General features: G+C 65.9%; 20 protein-coding genes. 8 read left to right on the plus strand and 12 right to left on the minus strand.

The window, feature by feature from the left end; genetic code table 11:
- Positions 1 to 92: 92 nt before the first annotated feature.
- Both NP4_RS19445 and NP4_RS19450 read left to right on the plus strand, forming a co-directional pair.
- The gene (locus tag NP4_RS19445) at positions 93 to 1,145 is read left to right on the plus strand and encodes an NAD(P)-dependent alcohol dehydrogenase (RefSeq protein ID WP_067999670.1); all 1,053 of its coding nucleotides are present in this window, start codon (positions 93 to 95) and stop codon (positions 1,143 to 1,145) included.
- Between the two features lie 72 nt (positions 1,146 to 1,217).
- Positions 1,218 to 1,958 carry an SDR family oxidoreductase gene (locus NP4_RS19450; RefSeq protein WP_067999671.1) on the plus strand — a complete coding sequence of 247 codons (741 nt, stop codon included), beginning with the start codon at positions 1,218 to 1,220 and terminating at the stop codon, positions 1,956 to 1,958.
- A gap of 62 nt (positions 1,959 to 2,020) precedes the next feature.
- Here the strand turns inward: NP4_RS19450 and NP4_RS19455 are convergent, their stop codons facing one another.
- On the minus strand, positions 2,021 to 3,457 hold the full coding sequence (locus NP4_RS19455; RefSeq protein WP_067999853.1) for an MDR family MFS transporter: 1,437 nt from the start codon (positions 3,455 to 3,457) through the stop codon (positions 2,021 to 2,023).
- Between the two features lie 112 nt (positions 3,458 to 3,569).
- Positions 3,570 to 4,319 (minus strand): hypothetical protein, encoded by a 750-nt coding sequence (locus tag NP4_RS19460; protein WP_156524923.1) that lies wholly within the window; start codon positions 4,317 to 4,319, stop codon positions 3,570 to 3,572.
- A 189-nt stretch (positions 4,320 to 4,508) separates the two neighbouring features.
- Here NP4_RS19460 and NP4_RS19465 point away from each other — a divergent pair, with 189 nt between their 5' ends.
- Positions 4,509 to 5,471, plus strand: a complete 963-nt coding sequence (locus NP4_RS19465) for an NADP-dependent oxidoreductase (protein ID WP_067999674.1) — start codon at positions 4,509 to 4,511, stop codon at positions 5,469 to 5,471.
- 42 nt (positions 5,472 to 5,513) lie between these two features.
- Complete coding sequence (locus tag NP4_RS19470; protein WP_147287922.1) at positions 5,514 to 5,789, plus strand: MerR family transcriptional regulator; 276 nt, start codon at positions 5,514 to 5,516, stop codon at positions 5,787 to 5,789.
- A gap of 8 nt (positions 5,790 to 5,797) precedes the next feature.
- On the opposite strand, the gene NP4_RS19475 is transcribed toward NP4_RS19470, so the two are convergent.
- Together NP4_RS19475 and NP4_RS19480 are read right to left on the minus strand one after the other, a co-directional pair.
- A complete protein-coding gene (locus NP4_RS19475) occupies positions 5,798 to 6,250 on the minus strand; it encodes a hypothetical protein (protein WP_067999677.1) in 453 nt (150 codons plus the stop codon).
- A gap of 63 nt (positions 6,251 to 6,313) precedes the next feature.
- The gene (locus tag NP4_RS19480) at positions 6,314 to 7,153 is read right to left on the minus strand and encodes a LysR family transcriptional regulator (RefSeq protein ID WP_067999679.1); all 840 of its coding nucleotides are present in this window, start codon (positions 7,151 to 7,153) and stop codon (positions 6,314 to 6,316) included.
- A gap of 105 nt (positions 7,154 to 7,258) precedes the next feature.
- Here NP4_RS19480 and NP4_RS19485 point away from each other — a divergent pair, with 105 nt between their 5' ends.
- From NP4_RS19485 to NP4_RS19495, 3 genes are all read left to right on the plus strand, one after another.
- Positions 7,259 to 7,984, plus strand: coding sequence for an SDR family NAD(P)-dependent oxidoreductase (locus NP4_RS19485; RefSeq protein ID WP_067999682.1), 726 nt, complete (start codon positions 7,259 to 7,261; stop codon positions 7,982 to 7,984).
- A 110-nt stretch (positions 7,985 to 8,094) separates the two neighbouring features.
- Positions 8,095 to 10,710: an ATP-binding protein gene (locus NP4_RS19490; protein WP_067999684.1), complete on the plus strand. Its 2,616-nt coding sequence runs from the start codon at positions 8,095 to 8,097 to the stop codon at positions 10,708 to 10,710.
- A 135-nt stretch (positions 10,711 to 10,845) separates the two neighbouring features.
- The gene (locus tag NP4_RS19495) at positions 10,846 to 11,226 is read left to right on the plus strand and encodes a peptidase inhibitor family I36 protein (RefSeq protein ID WP_169813768.1); all 381 of its coding nucleotides are present in this window, start codon (positions 10,846 to 10,848) and stop codon (positions 11,224 to 11,226) included.
- Between the two features lie 9 nt (positions 11,227 to 11,235).
- Here the strand turns inward: NP4_RS19495 and NP4_RS19500 are convergent, their stop codons facing one another.
- From NP4_RS19500 to NP4_RS19515, 4 genes are all read right to left on the minus strand, one after another.
- The gene (locus NP4_RS19500; protein WP_067999687.1) at positions 11,236 to 11,868 is read right to left on the minus strand and encodes a TetR/AcrR family transcriptional regulator; all 633 of its coding nucleotides are present in this window, start codon (positions 11,866 to 11,868) and stop codon (positions 11,236 to 11,238) included.
- A 322-nt stretch (positions 11,869 to 12,190) separates the two neighbouring features.
- On the minus strand, positions 12,191 to 12,694 hold the full coding sequence (locus NP4_RS19505) for a hypothetical protein (protein ID WP_147287921.1): 504 nt from the start codon (positions 12,692 to 12,694) through the stop codon (positions 12,191 to 12,193).
- Between the two features lie 208 nt (positions 12,695 to 12,902).
- The gene (locus NP4_RS40030) at positions 12,903 to 13,265 is read right to left on the minus strand and encodes a hypothetical protein (protein WP_082876011.1); all 363 of its coding nucleotides are present in this window, start codon (positions 13,263 to 13,265) and stop codon (positions 12,903 to 12,905) included.
- 86 nt (positions 13,266 to 13,351) lie between these two features.
- Positions 13,352 to 13,771 carry a hypothetical protein gene (locus NP4_RS19515; protein WP_147287920.1) on the minus strand — a complete coding sequence of 140 codons (420 nt, stop codon included), beginning with the start codon at positions 13,769 to 13,771 and terminating at the stop codon, positions 13,352 to 13,354.
- A 291-nt stretch (positions 13,772 to 14,062) separates the two neighbouring features.
- Between NP4_RS19515 and NP4_RS19520 the strand changes: the two genes are divergently transcribed.
- Positions 14,063 to 14,566 carry a hypothetical protein gene (locus tag NP4_RS19520; protein WP_067999692.1) on the plus strand — a complete coding sequence of 168 codons (504 nt, stop codon included), beginning with the start codon at positions 14,063 to 14,065 and terminating at the stop codon, positions 14,564 to 14,566.
- Positions 14,567 to 14,592: 26 nt separating this feature from the next.
- Here the strand turns inward: NP4_RS19520 and NP4_RS19525 are convergent, their stop codons facing one another.
- The 4 genes from NP4_RS19525 to NP4_RS19540 all read right to left on the minus strand — a co-directional run bounded on the left by NP4_RS19525 (position 14,593) and on the right by NP4_RS19540 (position 16,540).
- Positions 14,593 to 14,931 carry a hypothetical protein gene (locus NP4_RS19525; protein WP_067999694.1) on the minus strand — a complete coding sequence of 113 codons (339 nt, stop codon included), beginning with the start codon at positions 14,929 to 14,931 and terminating at the stop codon, positions 14,593 to 14,595.
- Between the two features lie 67 nt (positions 14,932 to 14,998).
- The gene (locus tag NP4_RS19530; RefSeq protein ID WP_147287919.1) at positions 14,999 to 15,370 is read right to left on the minus strand and encodes a hypothetical protein; all 372 of its coding nucleotides are present in this window, start codon (positions 15,368 to 15,370) and stop codon (positions 14,999 to 15,001) included.
- A 97-nt stretch (positions 15,371 to 15,467) separates the two neighbouring features.
- Positions 15,468 to 15,656: a DUF397 domain-containing protein gene (locus tag NP4_RS19535; RefSeq protein WP_067999698.1), complete on the minus strand. Its 189-nt coding sequence runs from the start codon at positions 15,654 to 15,656 to the stop codon at positions 15,468 to 15,470.
- Positions 15,653 to 16,540, minus strand: a complete 888-nt coding sequence (locus NP4_RS19540) for a helix-turn-helix domain-containing protein (protein ID WP_067999700.1) — start codon at positions 16,538 to 16,540, stop codon at positions 15,653 to 15,655. Before NP4_RS19540 ends, NP4_RS19535 begins: the two co-directional genes overlap by 4 nt.
- Positions 16,541 to 16,608 lie beyond the last annotated feature (68 nt).

The raw sequence follows: 16,608 nt of genomic DNA on the forward strand, positions 1-16,608 counted from the left end.
CTGGGCACATCCGATCGGCGAGTCGACGCTGCTCGCGTTGCCTATCTCGCAATAGTTTGCATTGTCAAGTATGCGGGAGTAGGCATGAACGCATGACCACTGCTGCCGCGTATGCCATCTCCGCGCCCGACGGTCGGTTCGCGAAAACCACGATCGAGCGCCGCGAACTCGGTCCGCACGACGTACTGATCGATATCAAGTACGCGGGCATCTGCCACTCCGACATCCACACCGCCCGCAACGAGTGGCACGGCACCACCTATCCGTGCGTACCCGGCCACGAGATCGCCGGACTCGTCGCCGCCGTGGGTTCGGCGGTGACCAAGCACAAGGTCGGCGACCGAGTCGGCGTCGGCTGCATGGTCGACTCCTGCGGCGAGTGTCGCTACTGCCTGATGGGCGAGGAGCAGGTCTGCCAGCGTGGCACCACGATGACCTACAACACGAAGGTGTCCGAGGAGTACCAGCCCGGCGGGGTGACCTTCGGCGGCTACACCACGCAGGTCGTGGTGACCGAGAACTTCGTGCTGTCCATTCCCGACTCGCTTCCCCTCGATCAGGCCGCGCCGCTGCTGTGCGCGGGCATCACGCTGTATTCGCCGCTGCGTAAATGGAATGCGGGCCCCGGCAAGAAGGTCGCGATCATCGGCATGGGCGGTCTGGGGCACGTCGGTGTCAAACTCGCCGCGGCCATGGGCGCGGAGGTGACGGTGCTCAGCAGCACGCTGAGCAAGCAGGAGGACGGCCTGCGATTCGGCGCGAAGGACTACTTCGCCACCAAGGATCGTCAGACCTTCCGCGATCTGCGCGGCCGCTTCGATCTGATCCTCAACACGGTCTCGGCGGAACTGCCCGTCGACGATTACATGAAGCTGCTCGCTCTCGACGGCACCCTGGTCATCCTGGGCCTGCCCGATAACAACCTGTCCGTCGGCCCGTTCACCCTCGCGGGTTACCGTCGCGCACTGGCGGGTTCGATGATCGGCGGCATTCCGCAGACCCAGGAGATGCTCGACTTCTGCGCCGAGCACGGTATCGGCGCAGAGATCGAGATCATCTCCGCCGACCAAATCGACGAGGCGTACGACCGGGCCGTCGGCAGCGATGTGCGGTACCGGTTCGTCATCGACGCCTCGACCATGTGAGCGGGTAGCCGTCGCGCTACCAGGAGAAACGCGGCCTGCCACCGATCGCCGGATCGGGCGATCGTGGTGGGCATGTCGGAACACAAAACCATCCTCGTCACCGGCGCCAGCAGCGGAATCGGCGCTGCGGTGGCCGCTCGGCTGGCCGCCGAGGGACACCACGTCATCGCGGGCGCGCGGCGCGTCGATCGCCTACACGCCCTGGCCGAGCGGATCGCCTCGGCCGCAACCGAATCCGGCGGCAGTCTGCATCCGACCCAACTGGATGTGACCGACCGCGCCGATGTCGGACGATTCGTCGCTCTGGCGCGGGAGCGGACCGGCCGCGTCGACGCGCTGATCAGCAATGCCGGGGTGATGCCGCTGTCGCGGCTGGACTCGCTGCTGGTCGACGAGTGGGAGCGGATGATCGATGTGAACATACGCGGCCTGCTCTACGGAATCGCCGCGGCGCTACCGCATTTCAGCGCGCAGGGGTCGGGCCATTTCGTCACCGTCGCCAGTATCGGCGCGCATCAGGTGGTGCCGACGGGCGCGGTGTACTCGGGCACCAAATACGCGGCGTGGGCGATCACCGAGGGGCTGCGACAGGAATGCGATCCCTCGATCCGCGTCACGACCATCTCCCCCGGCGTGGTCACCTCCGAACTCGCCGATTCCATCACCGAACCCGGTGCGGCACAGGCGATGCGAACCTATCGCGCGCACGCCCTCGAACCGGACGCCATCGCCTCGGCCGTCTCCTACGCCCTGTCCCAGCCCGATGATGTGGACGTGAACGAGATCATCGTGCGTCCGGCGCGGGGGCGTTGAGCTACTGGATCTTGAATTCCTGGCGGACGATCGGATGCACTGGGACAAGATCTCGACGTAGTTCAGTCGGCGACGGGCAGCGAGACCGAGCGGGCGGGACGCGGGCGCGGCATGGCCGCGCCCACGAGCATCATGACCACAGCCATGGCCGCCACGCCGATGAAGACGCCGTGGACCGCCGAGGACAGGGCGGCCCGATCGGGATGGTTCACCCCGCCGACGCCGGCGTTGACCAGTGCGCCGAATACCGCGACACCGACCGCGCTGCCGATCGAGCGGGCGAACATATTCGACGAGGTCACCACGCCTCGTTCCGACCAGTCCACGCTGGTCTGGGCCGCGATCAGGCTAGGGCTCGCGATCAGGCCCAGGCCCGCGCCCACCACGAAACAGCCCGCGGCCACCGCGAGCAACGGCGAATCATCGGTGAGCAGCAGCAGTGATCCGGCGCCGAGCGCGGCGATGCTCGCACCGATCAGGCCGGTGATGCGGAAGCCGATCCGCAGATATATCCGGCCGGACTGCGCGGCCGACAGCGGCCAGCCCAACGTCAGCGCTCCCACGGTCAGTCCGGCGACCAGCGCGCCGGTGCCGAGCACATCCTGGGTGAAAATCGGTACGTACGAGGTCAATCCGAGCATGATCGCCCCGACGAGCACCGAGATCAGGCTGCTGGCCACGATCACCCGCCTGCCGAAGATCCACAGCGGCAGAACAGGATTCGCGGCTCGCCGCTCCACCACCACGAATGCCGCCAGCGCGCCGACCCCACCGCCGAACAGGGCGATACCGGTCGGCGACGCCCAACCCCACGAATGACCGCCCTCGAGCAACGCCAGAATGACCGCGCCCGCCCCGGCTGTGAGCAGTCCGGCGCCGAGATAGTCGACGCGATGACGCCGACGCTGCGGGGTCTCCCGGAAGTTCCGCATCAGCACCCAGCCGGCCAGCGCAGCGAGTGGAAGGTTGATCAGAAAGATCCAGCGCCAGCTCACATATTCGGAGAACACCCCGCCCAGCAGGGGGCCCAGGACCGAGGAGACGGCCCATACGCTCGCGAGGTAGCCCTGCACCTTGGCGCGCTCCTCGAGGGTGTAGATATCGCCCGCGATCGTCACCGACATCGGCTGCACCGCGCCCGCGCCGACGCCCTGCACCGCGCGAAAGATGATGAGCGCCACCATATTCGTCGCGATCCCGCACAGCAGCGAACCGAGCGCGAACACCGCGATGCCGAACAGCATCACCGGTTTGCGCCCCACGGTGTCGGCGAGTTTGCCGTAGATCGGCACCGTAACCGCCTGCGCGAGCAGATAGATCGAGAACAACCACGGGAACTGCGCGAACCCGCCGAGCCGTTCGGTGATGGTGAGCACCGCGGTGGCGATGATCGTCGAGTCGAGCGCTACCAGCGAGGTGGCGAGCATGATCGCCGCGAGGACGGGCCCACGCTCGGAGCGAAAACCTACCGAAGACCCGGTGGTAGCTGTGGCACTCAACGACACGCCCTCTCCTCGCCCCGACACCGTGATCGAACGGCGCCTGATCCGCGTCTATTCCATACGGAAGTCCACGGCGAGGTCCACCTGTTTTCCCGGGTATTCGGCGCGGCTATCTCAACCAGCGCTTCAGCCGCCACATTTCGATCGCGACCGCCTCGGCTTTGTCGGCCTCCGTTCGATTTTCGCTGTCGCCGCCGTCTGTCGTCTTATAGGCGAGGATGGCGGCGGCCTTCAGATCGCGGTCGATCTCGTCGAGGTTGCTGTCGTTCTGGGTGTTGCCTCGCTTGGCCTTCAGGCCGTGACCGGCCTTCTTGATGCGATAGTCCGCCAGCGCGTCGCATGTGTTCGCCGTGCACGGCTCGACAATGTCATCGCAGTAGGCCCCGCCTCGTTCGATCAGATTTCCGCATACATCCAGCGCCACTGCTCGCGCGTTGACCGCGACGGTCATTGGCGCGACTCCGTCATCGCCCTTCATCTCGTAGGGCGTTATCCTACTGAGCCGCTTATCGTCAGCGATCTTCTTGCCGTCGACAAGTATGTTGTCGTAACGCTTTCGGACGCTGGCCCTGCGTTTGTCGACGCACTCGTTGTATACGTTCTTATCGTCGTCGCCCTGTTTCTCCTGCGCCGATGTGCACAGGTTCGCCTCGGCCAGTTCTTTGTCGGTGATCTCGTCGGCCTTGATCTGCATCTCCCCCAACGCCTCCTGCAGCGAGGTCCCACCACCCGCCATACTGCCGTGGTCTGGCGGTTCGTCCGCCAGGGCATACGAACCACCCGAGACCAGACCGAAACACAGCATCGCGGTAAGCGCCACGAGCGCCAGTCGACCGCACCGCCTTGCTCCCAAAGTCACTCCTGCTCCTCGAAGTTCATTCCGAATAAAACTTCGTTGCCGCAGGTCCGATAGATGGCCCGGAGGGAAATGCGAACATAGCTTGCAGCAGACGCAACTACTACTTGCCAATGTTGCGCTGCGGGTCATACCTCGGTGCGTCGATACTCGTCCTCGGAAGTTCTCGACATCAGGACAAGGAGTCCCGTCATGCCCCGAATTGTGCGTCCGACCGCCTACGGCACACCCGATGTGCTCACCGTGACCGAGGCGCCCACTCCGAGCGCGGCCGCCGACGGCGTGGTCGTCGAGGTCCGGGCCGCCGGGGTCAATCCGATCGACTGGAAGCTCTACAGCGGGGCGTTCCACGATGTGGACGACGATCACAAGGATGCCGCCGGACTCGCCGCCTCGATGCCCTCGCTCGGTTTGGAGTGCGCGGGCGTGGTCACCGAGGTCGGCGCGGAGGTGACCGATGTGCGCGTCGGTGACGAGGTCATCGTGTACCCCGTGACCGCCGCCTACGCCGACTACATCACGGCCCCCGCCGACGCGCTGTTCCGCAAGCCAGCCCAAATCGACTGGGCCCAGGCGGGTGCGCTCATGTTGACCGGCACCACCGCCGTACACGCGCTGCACGCCGCGGGGGTGGGCGCGGGCGATACGGTACTGGTCCACGGCGGGTCGGGCGGCGTCGGACTGATGGCCGTGCAGCTGGCCACCGCCGCGGGCGCGACCGTGATCGCCACCGCCGCCGAGCGCAATCACGCGCTGCTGCGCGAACTCGGCGCGACTCCCGTGGTCTACGGCCCCGGACTCGCCGACCGCGTGCGCGCCGCCGCGCCGCAAGGCGTCACCGCCGCAGTCGATTTCGCCGGTACCGACGAGGCGCTCGATGTCTCGCTGGAGCTGGTGGCCGACCGCGACCGGATCTCCTCGATCACCGGATCGCCCCGCCGCGCCGCGACCGGCATCAAATCGCTCGGCTATGGCCCAGGCGAGGACGCGGGGGCCGAACTGCGCAATGCCGCTCGCGGTGAGCTCGTCGAACGCGCTGGATCCGGTGCCCTGCGGGTCATCGTCGACGCCACCTTCCCACTCGCCGAGGCGGCGAAGGCCCATGAGGTCGGCATCGCCGGACACGCGCCCGGCAAGCTCGTACTGATCCCCTGAGAGGTTGACCTTCACCCCGAGGTCAAGGTTCAGCGTCGCGGCATGAGCGAATCGACTTCACTGCGGGGACGCGCGGTGGTCATCACGGGCGGCGGCACCGGGATCGGGGCGAGCGGCGGCGCGGCAATTCGCCGCCGCGGGCGCGGATGTGAGATCGTCGGCTTCCTGCCCTGTCTGGAAGCCGAAACGGTCCTGCTCCCTTCCTGTCCCGCCGGGGCCGAGGCGATCGCGCGCAAACTGTCCGCCGCGCAGTCCAGCCTCGACGAGCTCACCGTCACCCGCGACCACCTCGCCGCACTACTGGCCACCCTGACCTGATTCCCGCATCATTCGGCGGTCTGCACATCCGATGCCAGCCACCGACCGCCGACGTTCCGCTCGGTCACGACCATGGTTGTCGAACTGGTCTGCGGTTGCCCCTGCGTACTGCGCGAGGTCATGATCTGTTCGGCGTCGGCCCGCACCAGGACGGTATCGCCGTCGACGGATTCCACCGCGCACACCACATTCCCCGGCTCCGAATGCACCTGATCGGCGGCCATCAGATCCGCCAGCGTCGACGACGATCGAATCAGGTTCTCCCGCAACCCACCGGTCGTCAACGTGAGCATGCGCGCGGTGTGAGCATCCATATCCCGATAGTCGTAACTCTCGAAATTCCGCACGAACTCACAAGCCGCTTCCCGCGCCCCCGCCGAATCCGGCTCCGCCGCAGCGACTCCCGCCGCACCGAACACCGCGGCGCACGCAACCACCATGAGCGCCAGAACTTTTCGCATACCGAGACCTCCCCATCAAGAACGATCTCAGGATCGTATACCGGTGCGACGACAGTCCCTCGGCTAGAGGCGTACCGCGGTGCGGACGAGGTCGGCGACGGCCTTGGATCTGCTGTGCGGTGGCCACGCGATGACGGTCGTGACTGCCGGTGCGTCCGGCACCGGCACGACGGCGTGTTTGTCGTGCAGATGAGTTCGGACGGACTCGGGCATGACCGCACAGGTTCGGCCGAGCGCGATCAGCTGGGTCAGCTGGGTATGGTCGCGAACCCGCGGCCCGGGGCCGTCCGGATAGCTTCCATCCCGTCGCGGCCAGCGCGGCAACGGCAGGTCCGTCAGGACGGAGACCTCGGCCAGCGACATCTGGGCCCGATCGGCGAGAGAGTGTCCCGCGGGCAGAACCACGACCTGCTGTTCTGTGTGCAGGTCCTCGGTGTCGAATCCGGCCGTGGTGTCGAAAGGCCGGTGGAGCAGGGCGACGTCGGCGCGACCGTCGCGCAGGAGTCTCTCCTGTTCGCCGGGCCCGCACAGCATCACCTCGACGGCGACGGCGCCCGGTTCGGCGGCGTAGGCGTCGAGCAGCTTCGCCAACAGTTCGCTGGACGCTCCGGCCTTCGTGGCCAGCACTATGCCCGGCCGATCGGCGGCGGCGCGTCGGGTGCGGCGCTCCGCGGCGTCGACCGCGTCCAGCACGGCCCGGGCCTCCCGCAGCAGCACCGCCCCGGCCTCGGTCAAAGTGATTGCGCGCGAGCCACGGTGCAGCAGCACCACTCCCAGCCGCCGCTCGAGCTGCTGAATGGCCCGAGACAGTGGCGGCTGCGCCATCGCGAGCCGCTGTGCCGCCCGACCGAAGTGCAATTCCTCGGCGACGGCGACGAAGTATCGCAACTCCCGCGTCTCCACCTTGGCATCGTATCCGCCGCCGACCGCGACCGATACCCGTACGGTATTGCCGCCTACCCGGCCGGTCTTGGACGCGCTCCCCGCTGCCGAACCAGGATCGACGATATGAGTGCACAGACGATCGCGCTGGTGACCGGCGCGAACAAGGGAATCGGATACGAGATCGCGGCGGGCCTGGGCGCCCTCGGCTGGCGAATCGGTGTGGGCGCGCGGGATTCACAACGCCGCGAAGCAGCGGTGGCGAAGCTGCGCGCGGCCGGAACCGATGCGTTCGGTGTACCGCTCGATGTCACCGACGACGCGAGTGTGGCCGCCGCGGCCGATCTCATCGCCGACCGCGCCGGACGCCTCGACGTCCTCGTCAACAACGCCGCGATCACCGGCAGCATGCCACAGACACCCACCACGGTGGATCCCGCGACCGTGCGAAATGCCGTGGAAACCAACGTGATCGGCGTCATCCGCGTCACCAACGCGATGCTGCCCATGCTGCGTGGATCGTCCTCACCGCGAATCGTGAACATGTCCAGTAGCGTCGGCTCCCTCACCCTGCAAACCACGCCCGGCGCCGAGACCGGCCCGATCTCCGCCGCGTACTCGGCGTCGAAAACCTTCCTCAACGCCGTCACCATCCAATACGCGAAAGAACTGAGCGACACCAACATCCTGATCAACTGCGGCTGCCCCGGTTACACCGCCACCGACCTCAACGGCTTCCGCGGCCACCGCACCCCCGAACAGGGCGCGGCGATCGCGATACACCTCGCAACCCTTCCCGATGACGGACCGACCGGCGAATTCTTCGACGATGCGGGAACGGTGCCATGGTAACCGCTGCGGCGCAGCCGATCTCGCCGGTTTCGAGCAGAGGGCGCCGTGGCCTGACCGAAGCGGCGGCAACAACTTCCGCCGCGTCCGGATTGTCGATACCCTGAGTCCCTGTGGGCGGGGTTGGCGGTTTCGACGGCGGTATCGAGAGTCGTTCGCCGCGAGCGGCTTTCGCGGCAAAGCTGACACGGCTGTGGGAGGCCGCGGGCAATCCCACCCTGCAACGGGTCGCCGATACCGCCGAGGCGCGGATGCGGGCCGCCAGAGCGCCGGAAAGCAACCGTAGCGCCTTGCCGCAGCGCATCAGTGACTGGCGCAGCGGTCGTAATGTGCCCTCCCGCTACGAATCGTTCGAACCGGTGCTGGTGACATTGGTCAGGCTGGCCGAGGCGGCGTCGGGGCCGGTCCCGTCGACCCTGTCGAATCGCACTGCGTGGCGGCGTCTGTGGAAGGCGGCGATCGCGGAACCCGTGCGTCCGACGGTCACGACCACCCTGCGACGCGATATCGGCACATTAGTCGGACGCGATGCCGAGGTGCGCCGGATCATCGAGGCCGCGGGGCCGGGGAGAGTGGTTTCCATCCACACCGTCGACGGCATGCCTGGCATCGGTAAGACCGCGTTGATAACCCGTGCGGCGCATCTGCTGTCCGATCGATTCCCCGACGGCCGGTTCTTCGTCGAACTCAACACCCACACGCCGGGACATTCACCCACCGAACCCGCCGACGTACTGGCCACCCTGCTCACCGATCTGGGAATCGCACCGGGCCATATACCCGACTCACTCGACGCGCGTCGCGATCTGTGGCGCGACCGCGTCGCCGCCAAGCGAATGCTGTTGGTACTGGACGACGCTCGCGACCACGCCCAGATCGAACCGCTGCTTCCGGCCGCGGCGGGCTGTCTCACCCTGATCACCAGCCGTCGCCGACTCGTCGCCCTGGACAACGCCCTCCCGCTGTCGCTGGACACCCTCACTCCCGACAACGCCGCCGACCTGTTCTGCCTGCTGGCACAACGTGATCCGAGCGGACGCGACGCCGATGCCGTCGGCGAGATCGTCCGATGGTGCGGCTTTCTACCATTGGCAATCGTGCTGCTGGCCGGGCGCGTAGCCCACCACCCCACCTGGACTCTCAGCGGCTTGGCCGCCGAGTTCGCCACGGCGCAGGACCGTCTCGGTGAACTCGACAGCGGTGACCGCGCGGTCCGCGCGGCCTTCACCACCTCCTACAACAACCTGCGTCCTGATCTGCAGCGGTTGTTCCGTCGGCTGGGGTTGCATCCGGGACCCGACTTCGACGAATATGCCGCCGCGGCCCTCGACGACATCCCGCTGGCCAGGGCCCGACGCGCCCTCGAGGCCCTCTACACCGACCACCTCGTCGACGAGACCACACCCGGTCGCTACCGCATGCACGACCTGCTGCGCGAATACGCGCATGACCTCGCGGCTACGGACACGCCCGGCGACCGCGCCGACGCATTGGACCGCCTCCACTCCTATTACTGCGACACCGCAGCGACCGCGGACCGATATCTCAGGCTCGTTACCCAACCCACCGACCCGACCGCTGTCAGGCCGCCGCGAGCGCCCATTCCGTCGCCCCGGAATCTCCGCGACACAGCTGAGGCTCTGGCATGGATGCGGCGGGAGCGCGCCAATTTCCTGGCCTTCATCGAGCATTCGTCGTCCCACGACCAACCATCGCGGGCAATCGAACTGATCGATGCGCTGTCGAGCCTGCTCTTTCGCGAAGGCCCCTGGCCGCAGGCGGGCGAACTACATCGACGGGCGATCGAGTTGGCTCGGCGGATCGACGACCCGTTCGCCGAGGCCAATGCCTGCCTCGGCCTGGGCATCATCGGCCACCGAACCGGCGACAAGCACGAAGCCGCCGAAATACTCGAGAGGGCTCGCCGGATCTACCAGCGACTCGGCAACCGGCTCGGCGACGCCAATGCCCTCCTCGGTCTCGGCTTGCTGCACTACCGGACCGGCGTCTATCAGGATGCCGCGGATCTGTTGCAACAGGCACTCACGATCTACCGTGAACTCGACGATCGCGTCGGCCAAACGGCCTCCGTCACCCACCTCGGCGCGGCGCACTGGCGTCGCGGCGACTTCCCCGGCGCGGTGCGCCTGTTGAACGAAGCGCTGTCGCTATCCCTCGACCCCGGCAATTTCCACGAACTCTACGCACTGACATATCTGACGCTGGTCCTCGCGGACAGCGGTGATCTGCCCGGCGCAGTCGACGCCGCGCAGCGCACGCTGACCCTGGCACGTGCCGTCGGCGACCGCATGATCGAGGCTGTGGCGCTGGGCATTTCGGCATCGGCGCGCTACCGCAGCGGCGATCGCCAGGCCGCCATCGAACTGGGCCAGGAGGCCATAGCGATGCTGCACGATGCCGGGGATCAGATCATGGAGGCGGAGGCCCTCAATCGCTTCGGCGCGGCGCTCGCCGAAACGGGGGAACACGGGAAAGCATTGGCGCTGTTCACCGTCGGGCTACAACTGGCGCGTCAGGTGAACAGTCCCCTGCACGAAGCCCGGGCGCTGGACGGCCTCGCGCGCAGCCGAGCCAGCCTCGGCGACATCAACACGGCGATAACCGAACTCCGCGATGCCATCACGATCTACCAACATATCGGATCCGCCGAAACCGACTCCGCGACCGTTTATCTCACGACATTGCAACAGGCTCTCGACAACGGTTGATCGCCGCCGGACCGGCAAACCGAGAAACCCTCTCCCACCAGCGGATTCACCCCTTTCCGACCGATCGATGGGTAGGCGGAAGTGCGTCGTCGAGGTTCCATGACGGCAACGTCACATCAAGGGGAGGAACCCACCGTGTACCGACGATTTACTTCATACTGCGCAGCCGCATTGGCCGTTGCCACCGTATGCCTCAGCGATCGAACCGCGTCAGCAAAGAGCGAATACCCCGAGCCATACTCCTGCGGATGGGATGTATGCCTGTGGACCGAGCTGTATTTTCAAGGCGAGGAATGGGGCGCGACGCTGACGAACCCGGACGGCACAGAGATCACCGGCTGCTTCACCGATTTCAAGGCCGATCACTTCTTGTCCGTGCAGAACAATTACCACAAGAGCATATTTCTCTACCGCACGCCTGATTGCTCCGGATGGCCGGATGTGATGATCCTCGCGGGAGGAATCGACGGCGATTCGGACTTCGAAATTCACTCCATGCGACTTCAGTTCGGCTGAACAGTTTCATCAGCCACCGCCGCCCGCATGGGATTCGAGATACAAGGTCACCGCGAGAGTCCCCTCCGACAACACCACCGGATCCCCGCCCGGAGCGTGCCGGTAAGCCAGTTCCACCGCGCGTTCGCCCAATTCGACGGCCAGTTCGGTGATCAGTGGGTCGGTGTCGGCGGGGAGTAGGCCTCGGGTGATGAGGGATTCGTGGACCATGTGGGCGAAGCGGCGGCGGTGGGGGATCGCGTCGGGGGTGGCGCCGGATCGGCGGGACTCGTAGTAGATGGGGACCAGGTCGGGGTACTCACTGCGGTACATCTCGCGGTGCAGTTCCATCAGTTGGTGGACCATGTCCGGGAGGGTGGTGGCGGGTAGGGCCGCCAGGCGTTGTGGGAGTTCCTCGTCGAGGCGGTCCATCAGGCGCAGCGCCAATTCGCCCAGTACCGCTTCGCGATTGGCGAAGTACTGGTAGAGGGTGGCCACAGGCAGGCGGGCGCGTTCGGCTATCGAGCGGGTCGTAACCGCTTGCGGGCCTTGCTCGTCCAGCAGTTCCCTGGCCGCGGTCAGCAGGCGTTCGACGCGCTCGCGGCTGCGCTCCTGGACCGGTTCTCGGCGACGGTGCTGACGTTCGGGGGCCACACTCGTCATCTTGACACGACATGAACATAAATATGAATAATGTTCATGTTACAGTGGATGCGGGTGCTCGAGCGGGGAGCATGAGAGCCCGGGGGAACTGGGGGTCGGTGTCGGCGGATCGACGATGCTCCGCCGACGCTGTTCGATATTTCGTTCACTATGGGGGATTCACAATGAACGGATTGTTTCGCGATGATTCACACCCGGCGGTCTGGGGCGTCGGCGCCTACCACCGCATCGGGAGCGGGCTCGAGTCGGTGAGGTCGACCCGGCTCCCGGTAGCCGAATCGGATTCGACTACCGGGGGCGAGAAGCGTTCACTGCCAAGGGATCAGGGCAGGACCTGGGGAATGACGTCGGGGGCGATCGCGCCGACGATCAAGCCGATAAGCGCGCCCTGGAGCGCGGGGCCGAGGATGCAGAGCGGAATGAGCGGGATGCCGATAATGGTGACGCCACAGACGACCGCACCGAATACCGCGCCGACGATCGCACCGGCCGCCGCGCCATTGCCCAGCGGATCATGGTTGGCCGCATTCGGATTCGTGGCGATATCCTGGGCCGCCTCGGCCGCCACCGGCTGTGCGTCCTCCGAAGCGTCGGACGGCGCGATATCGGCGGCGGTGGCCTGGTCGACGAACTCGGCGACCGGCTGGACGGCGGCCTCAGCGACGGGCTGAACCGCGACCGGGGCCTGCACGACCGAAACCGACTGCGGGACAATACTTGTGACCTCGGCGGATGCCGTACCCGCGCTCGCGAAAGTCGTCGCGATCGCCAGCGGCAATGCCGCGATGAGAGCCTTACGACCGATTTTGCGCATGGTGCTACGCATGATTTTCCAAATCCTCCCGGACCCCCGTGCACGCAACCCATTGGCGTGCAGAATGTTTCGCGTTGCGGATCGCAACGAACAAGTTCTATCCGATACCGCTTGCCGAATCAAGCCCCTGCCGCGGGGAAGACGGAATTGCGCTCGACGCTCCGGTGAAAGATGATTCGGCCCGGCACAGCCATTTCGACTGTGCCGGGCCGATTTCGGGCTAACCCGGGATCTGCGCGCCGATCGCGCTGCCGACGCCCGCACCCACCGCGCCGCCGATCGCGCCACCGGCCACCGCGCCGACGCCGACGCCGACGAGTGCGGTCGCGGGGCATACGGGCAGGGTGACCATACAGGCGAAGGCCCCACCCGCCACCGCGCCGACTCCGACGCCGACCACCGTTCCGACGACCGCCCCGACCTGCCCGCCCGCGAGGGCTTGGGTTTGGCCCGCGGCGACGGGCTGGACGGCGACGGGCTGGACGGGAGCGGGGGCCGTGGGGGTGGCGGCCGAGGCGACCGCGCCGGAGGCCCCGGTGAGGGCGGCGGCGACGGCGAAGGTGGCGGCTAACTTTCGAACCATGGTGTTCTCCTGAGTTATAGCGAGATCAGGAGCCTACCGCCGAATATGGGTGGAATGTGTGGAAACGGTTGTGCCGCAGCCGGTTATCAGCTCACGTTCCAGCCCATCATGTCCCACATCTCCAACGCGATCGCCTCGGCCCTGTCGGCGTCCTGCCGATCCTTCAGGGATTCCTTGCCGTCCAGTTCGTAGGCGAGAACAGCGGCCGCCTTCGCGTCCAGTGCCGCGCCGCGCGCCGGAGGGATATCCCGGGTTTCGGGCGCAACCCCGACATCGGATCGCATCTCCAAGGGAGTTACTCGGGTGAGCCGCTTTTCGTCTTCTTCGTTCATGGTTTCCGCAATGGCTTTGTCGACGGCGTCCAGCCGCTTTTGAGCGCTGGCCTTCCGTTTGCCCGCACATCCATTGCCCTCGGCATTCTCCTCCTGCTTCGACGTGCACAGGCCCGACTGCCGCAGCCGCTCGTCATCGCTCTGCGAAAACTCCTCGTCCTTCAGCTTTTTCATCGCAGACAGCAGCTCGGCGCTATGAGCCGCCAACCCGCTGTCGGGCTCGTCCGCCCGCCACCCCGACAGAACTCTGCGCAGCCACCCCGAAACACACTATGGCGGCCATCACCGCGAGCACCAATCGACCACTTCGTCATGCTTCCAAGGTCACTCCCGCTCCTCGACGTTTGTTCCAATCAGAACTTCGTTGCCGCGAGACAATTGGATGGCTTGCGGTCAGCTGATACCTTCCTGATTAGCAGCTGTGACAAGGCGATTCGCAACCGTGACAAGCCGACAATCGAAGCCATGAGAACCGTTCGTCTGCTCGCCGTGGCCGCAGTGGCCACCGGATATGTCGGCCTCGGCACAGTGGTCGCGCACGCGGCCCCCGGTGGAGCCGATTGCCTGTGGGATGGCGGCCCGCATCCGCAGGGCTCGACAGTCGTTGCCGGAGGTCATGTCTACAGTTGCGGTACCGATGGCGCGGCGGCGGCCTGGACCGAGGGGGCCGCGACGAATCAGGCCAGCACCGTGCCGAATCCGGGCGCGGAGCCCGAACCCGCGGGTCTGTACAGCGAGGGCGCTCGCCAGCCGGGCACCGATTTCGACGATTACTGCTCGGGCCCGCAGCTGGTCCCGGGCGTCGGTGACATCTTCGAGGCGGTCCCCGAGGGCGGCGGCCTGTATTGGCGATCGGCCGGACCGATCTCGCAGTGGACCTTCGATCCCGGGGTCACCTGGCCGACCGAGTCGTCGCGCACGGAAAGTCTGTGCGGGACCGATGAATTCAACGAGGGACAGTTGGAGTAGGAATCGCCCGCACCGGCAGCTCGGGCCTATCCGGAGGTGAGGCCGGTGGCGACGCGCACGATGACCTTGTCGGCGGTGACCTCCTGCACCGTGACACTGCGGCCGTCGGCGGGCTGCGTCTCCCCGACAGGGACGGTGACCTTCTGGCCCGCCACATCAAGGGTGACCATATTGCCGTCCACCGCAATGAGTTTGGCCTGAATGCCGAGAATGCTGGCCTGCGCGTCGACACCGCGGGCGAAGGTCACCGTGCAGGCGCTGATCTCGCAGTTGGTGGAGGTGCCCGGCCCCTCCGCCGAGCAGGCCGCGGCGAGGGGCGTGAGCAGGGCGAATGCAAGAAGGACTGGGAGCCGTCGGGCGCGCATGCGGCCAGTCTAGGATGACTCGGATATTCCGGACACCAGGTGAAGGTGTCCATAAACTGCGGCGACGTTATGCGCCGGGGTGATTGTTCTGGGAGACGGACGGTATTTCGACGTGTCCGGGTGTGGTCGAACCGGAGTCGTGGGTATCGACGGGCAGGGTCGTGGGCGGCATCGTCGGCTGGGTCGGCGGGGTCACCGGTTCGGGGGCCTGGGGCGGGAGGTAGCCCGGGCAGCCGACCACGGTTGTGTAGTTGTAGCCGTCGCAATCGTCGTCCCAGGCGTTCTGGGTGGGCGGGGTGCGGTAGGGCTGCGCGGGGGCCGCGCTGCCGGTGTCCATGGGGGCGGAGACGGCGGTAGTCGTTGCGGCACTGGCGAATCCGGCGGAGAGGGCGAAACTGGAGGCCAGCAGGGCGGCGGCCGCGTATTTTCTTATCTGCACGATTGTCACGGTAGGAAGCGCGGCCGTGGGCGGGCATCACTCCCGGGAGTGGATTCGGGCTAGCTCCGCGGGGTTAGGGGCGAATCCCTAAGTGCCCTTACTGAATAGGGAGCGCCTCGATGAAGGCGGTCCACTCCGCAGCGGTGAAGACCAAGGCCGGGGCGGTGGGGTCCTTCGAATCACGTACGGCCGTCTCGCCGTTGGGCAGCCAGGCGATCTCGACGCATGCCCCGCTCCCATTGCTGCGACTCGACTTGAACCAATCCGCCCCGGCCAGATCGCTCATCTCTCGTAACTCCTCGCCGCCCGCCTCAGGAGGTCGCGCGATTGTTGTTCGTCCAGAGTGGTTTCCCGCATTGCGGAAGCCAATTCATAGTAACGTTTCACCTCATCTCCCTCAACGTAGAGATCAAACTTGCCACTACCTTCCAGAAAGACCAGGGACGGCTGCACCCGATTACCTCGCGAATCGACACCGAAGTCGAGAATCGAGAACATTCCAGGCACCACTCCCCAAGTACAGCCAGCAGAGAACGGCACGATGCGAATCTCAATGTTCGACCGCTTGCTCATCTCGGCGAGATGATGCAACTGAGCGCGCATGATGTGCTTGTTGCCGATCAAGCGATGCAGGGCCGACTCATGAAGCAGGACTTGAAATTTCAGCGGCATTGCTCGACGCGTCACCAGGACCTGCCGTTTCGTCCGCAGTGCAACACGCCGCTCGATGTTCTCTGCATCATCGTTCCGAAACCAGCCACTGATCAACACTCGTGCGTAGTCCGGCGTCTGCAGTAAGCCAGGAACAATCTCTTCATAGGAAATCAATTCACGCGCTGTTGATTCTAGTCCGACGTACGTAATCAATTTGGCGTCGACGTACAAACCGCTAACGGCCATGGCCATTCGAGCCTGCTTGACCAATTCCATTGCATGAGTGGTCTCCTCATCGCTCACCTCGTACAGCTCACACAGCGCCTCGACATCCTGAGGCCGATACTTCCTCTTCAATCTCGCTGTCTCCAAACGCTGGAGCGCAGTCTTACTCAACCCCACCAACCGCGCCGCCTGCAGCATCGTGAACCCCATACCCTCACGCTTCTCACGAAGGAAGCGTCCGAGTTCGCGCTGCGCCAGAGTCGACGGTTGGTCGTCATCGTCGTTGGACATGGATCGACTACCCCCTACAGAAGTGGATCTATCCGGTATCCAGCGCGGTACCGACTTTACTCCCGTAA

This window comes from Nocardia pseudobrasiliensis NBRC 108224, assembly GCF_001613105.1.
Taxonomy (GTDB): domain Bacteria; phylum Actinomycetota; class Actinomycetes; order Mycobacteriales; family Mycobacteriaceae; genus Nocardia; species Nocardia pseudobrasiliensis.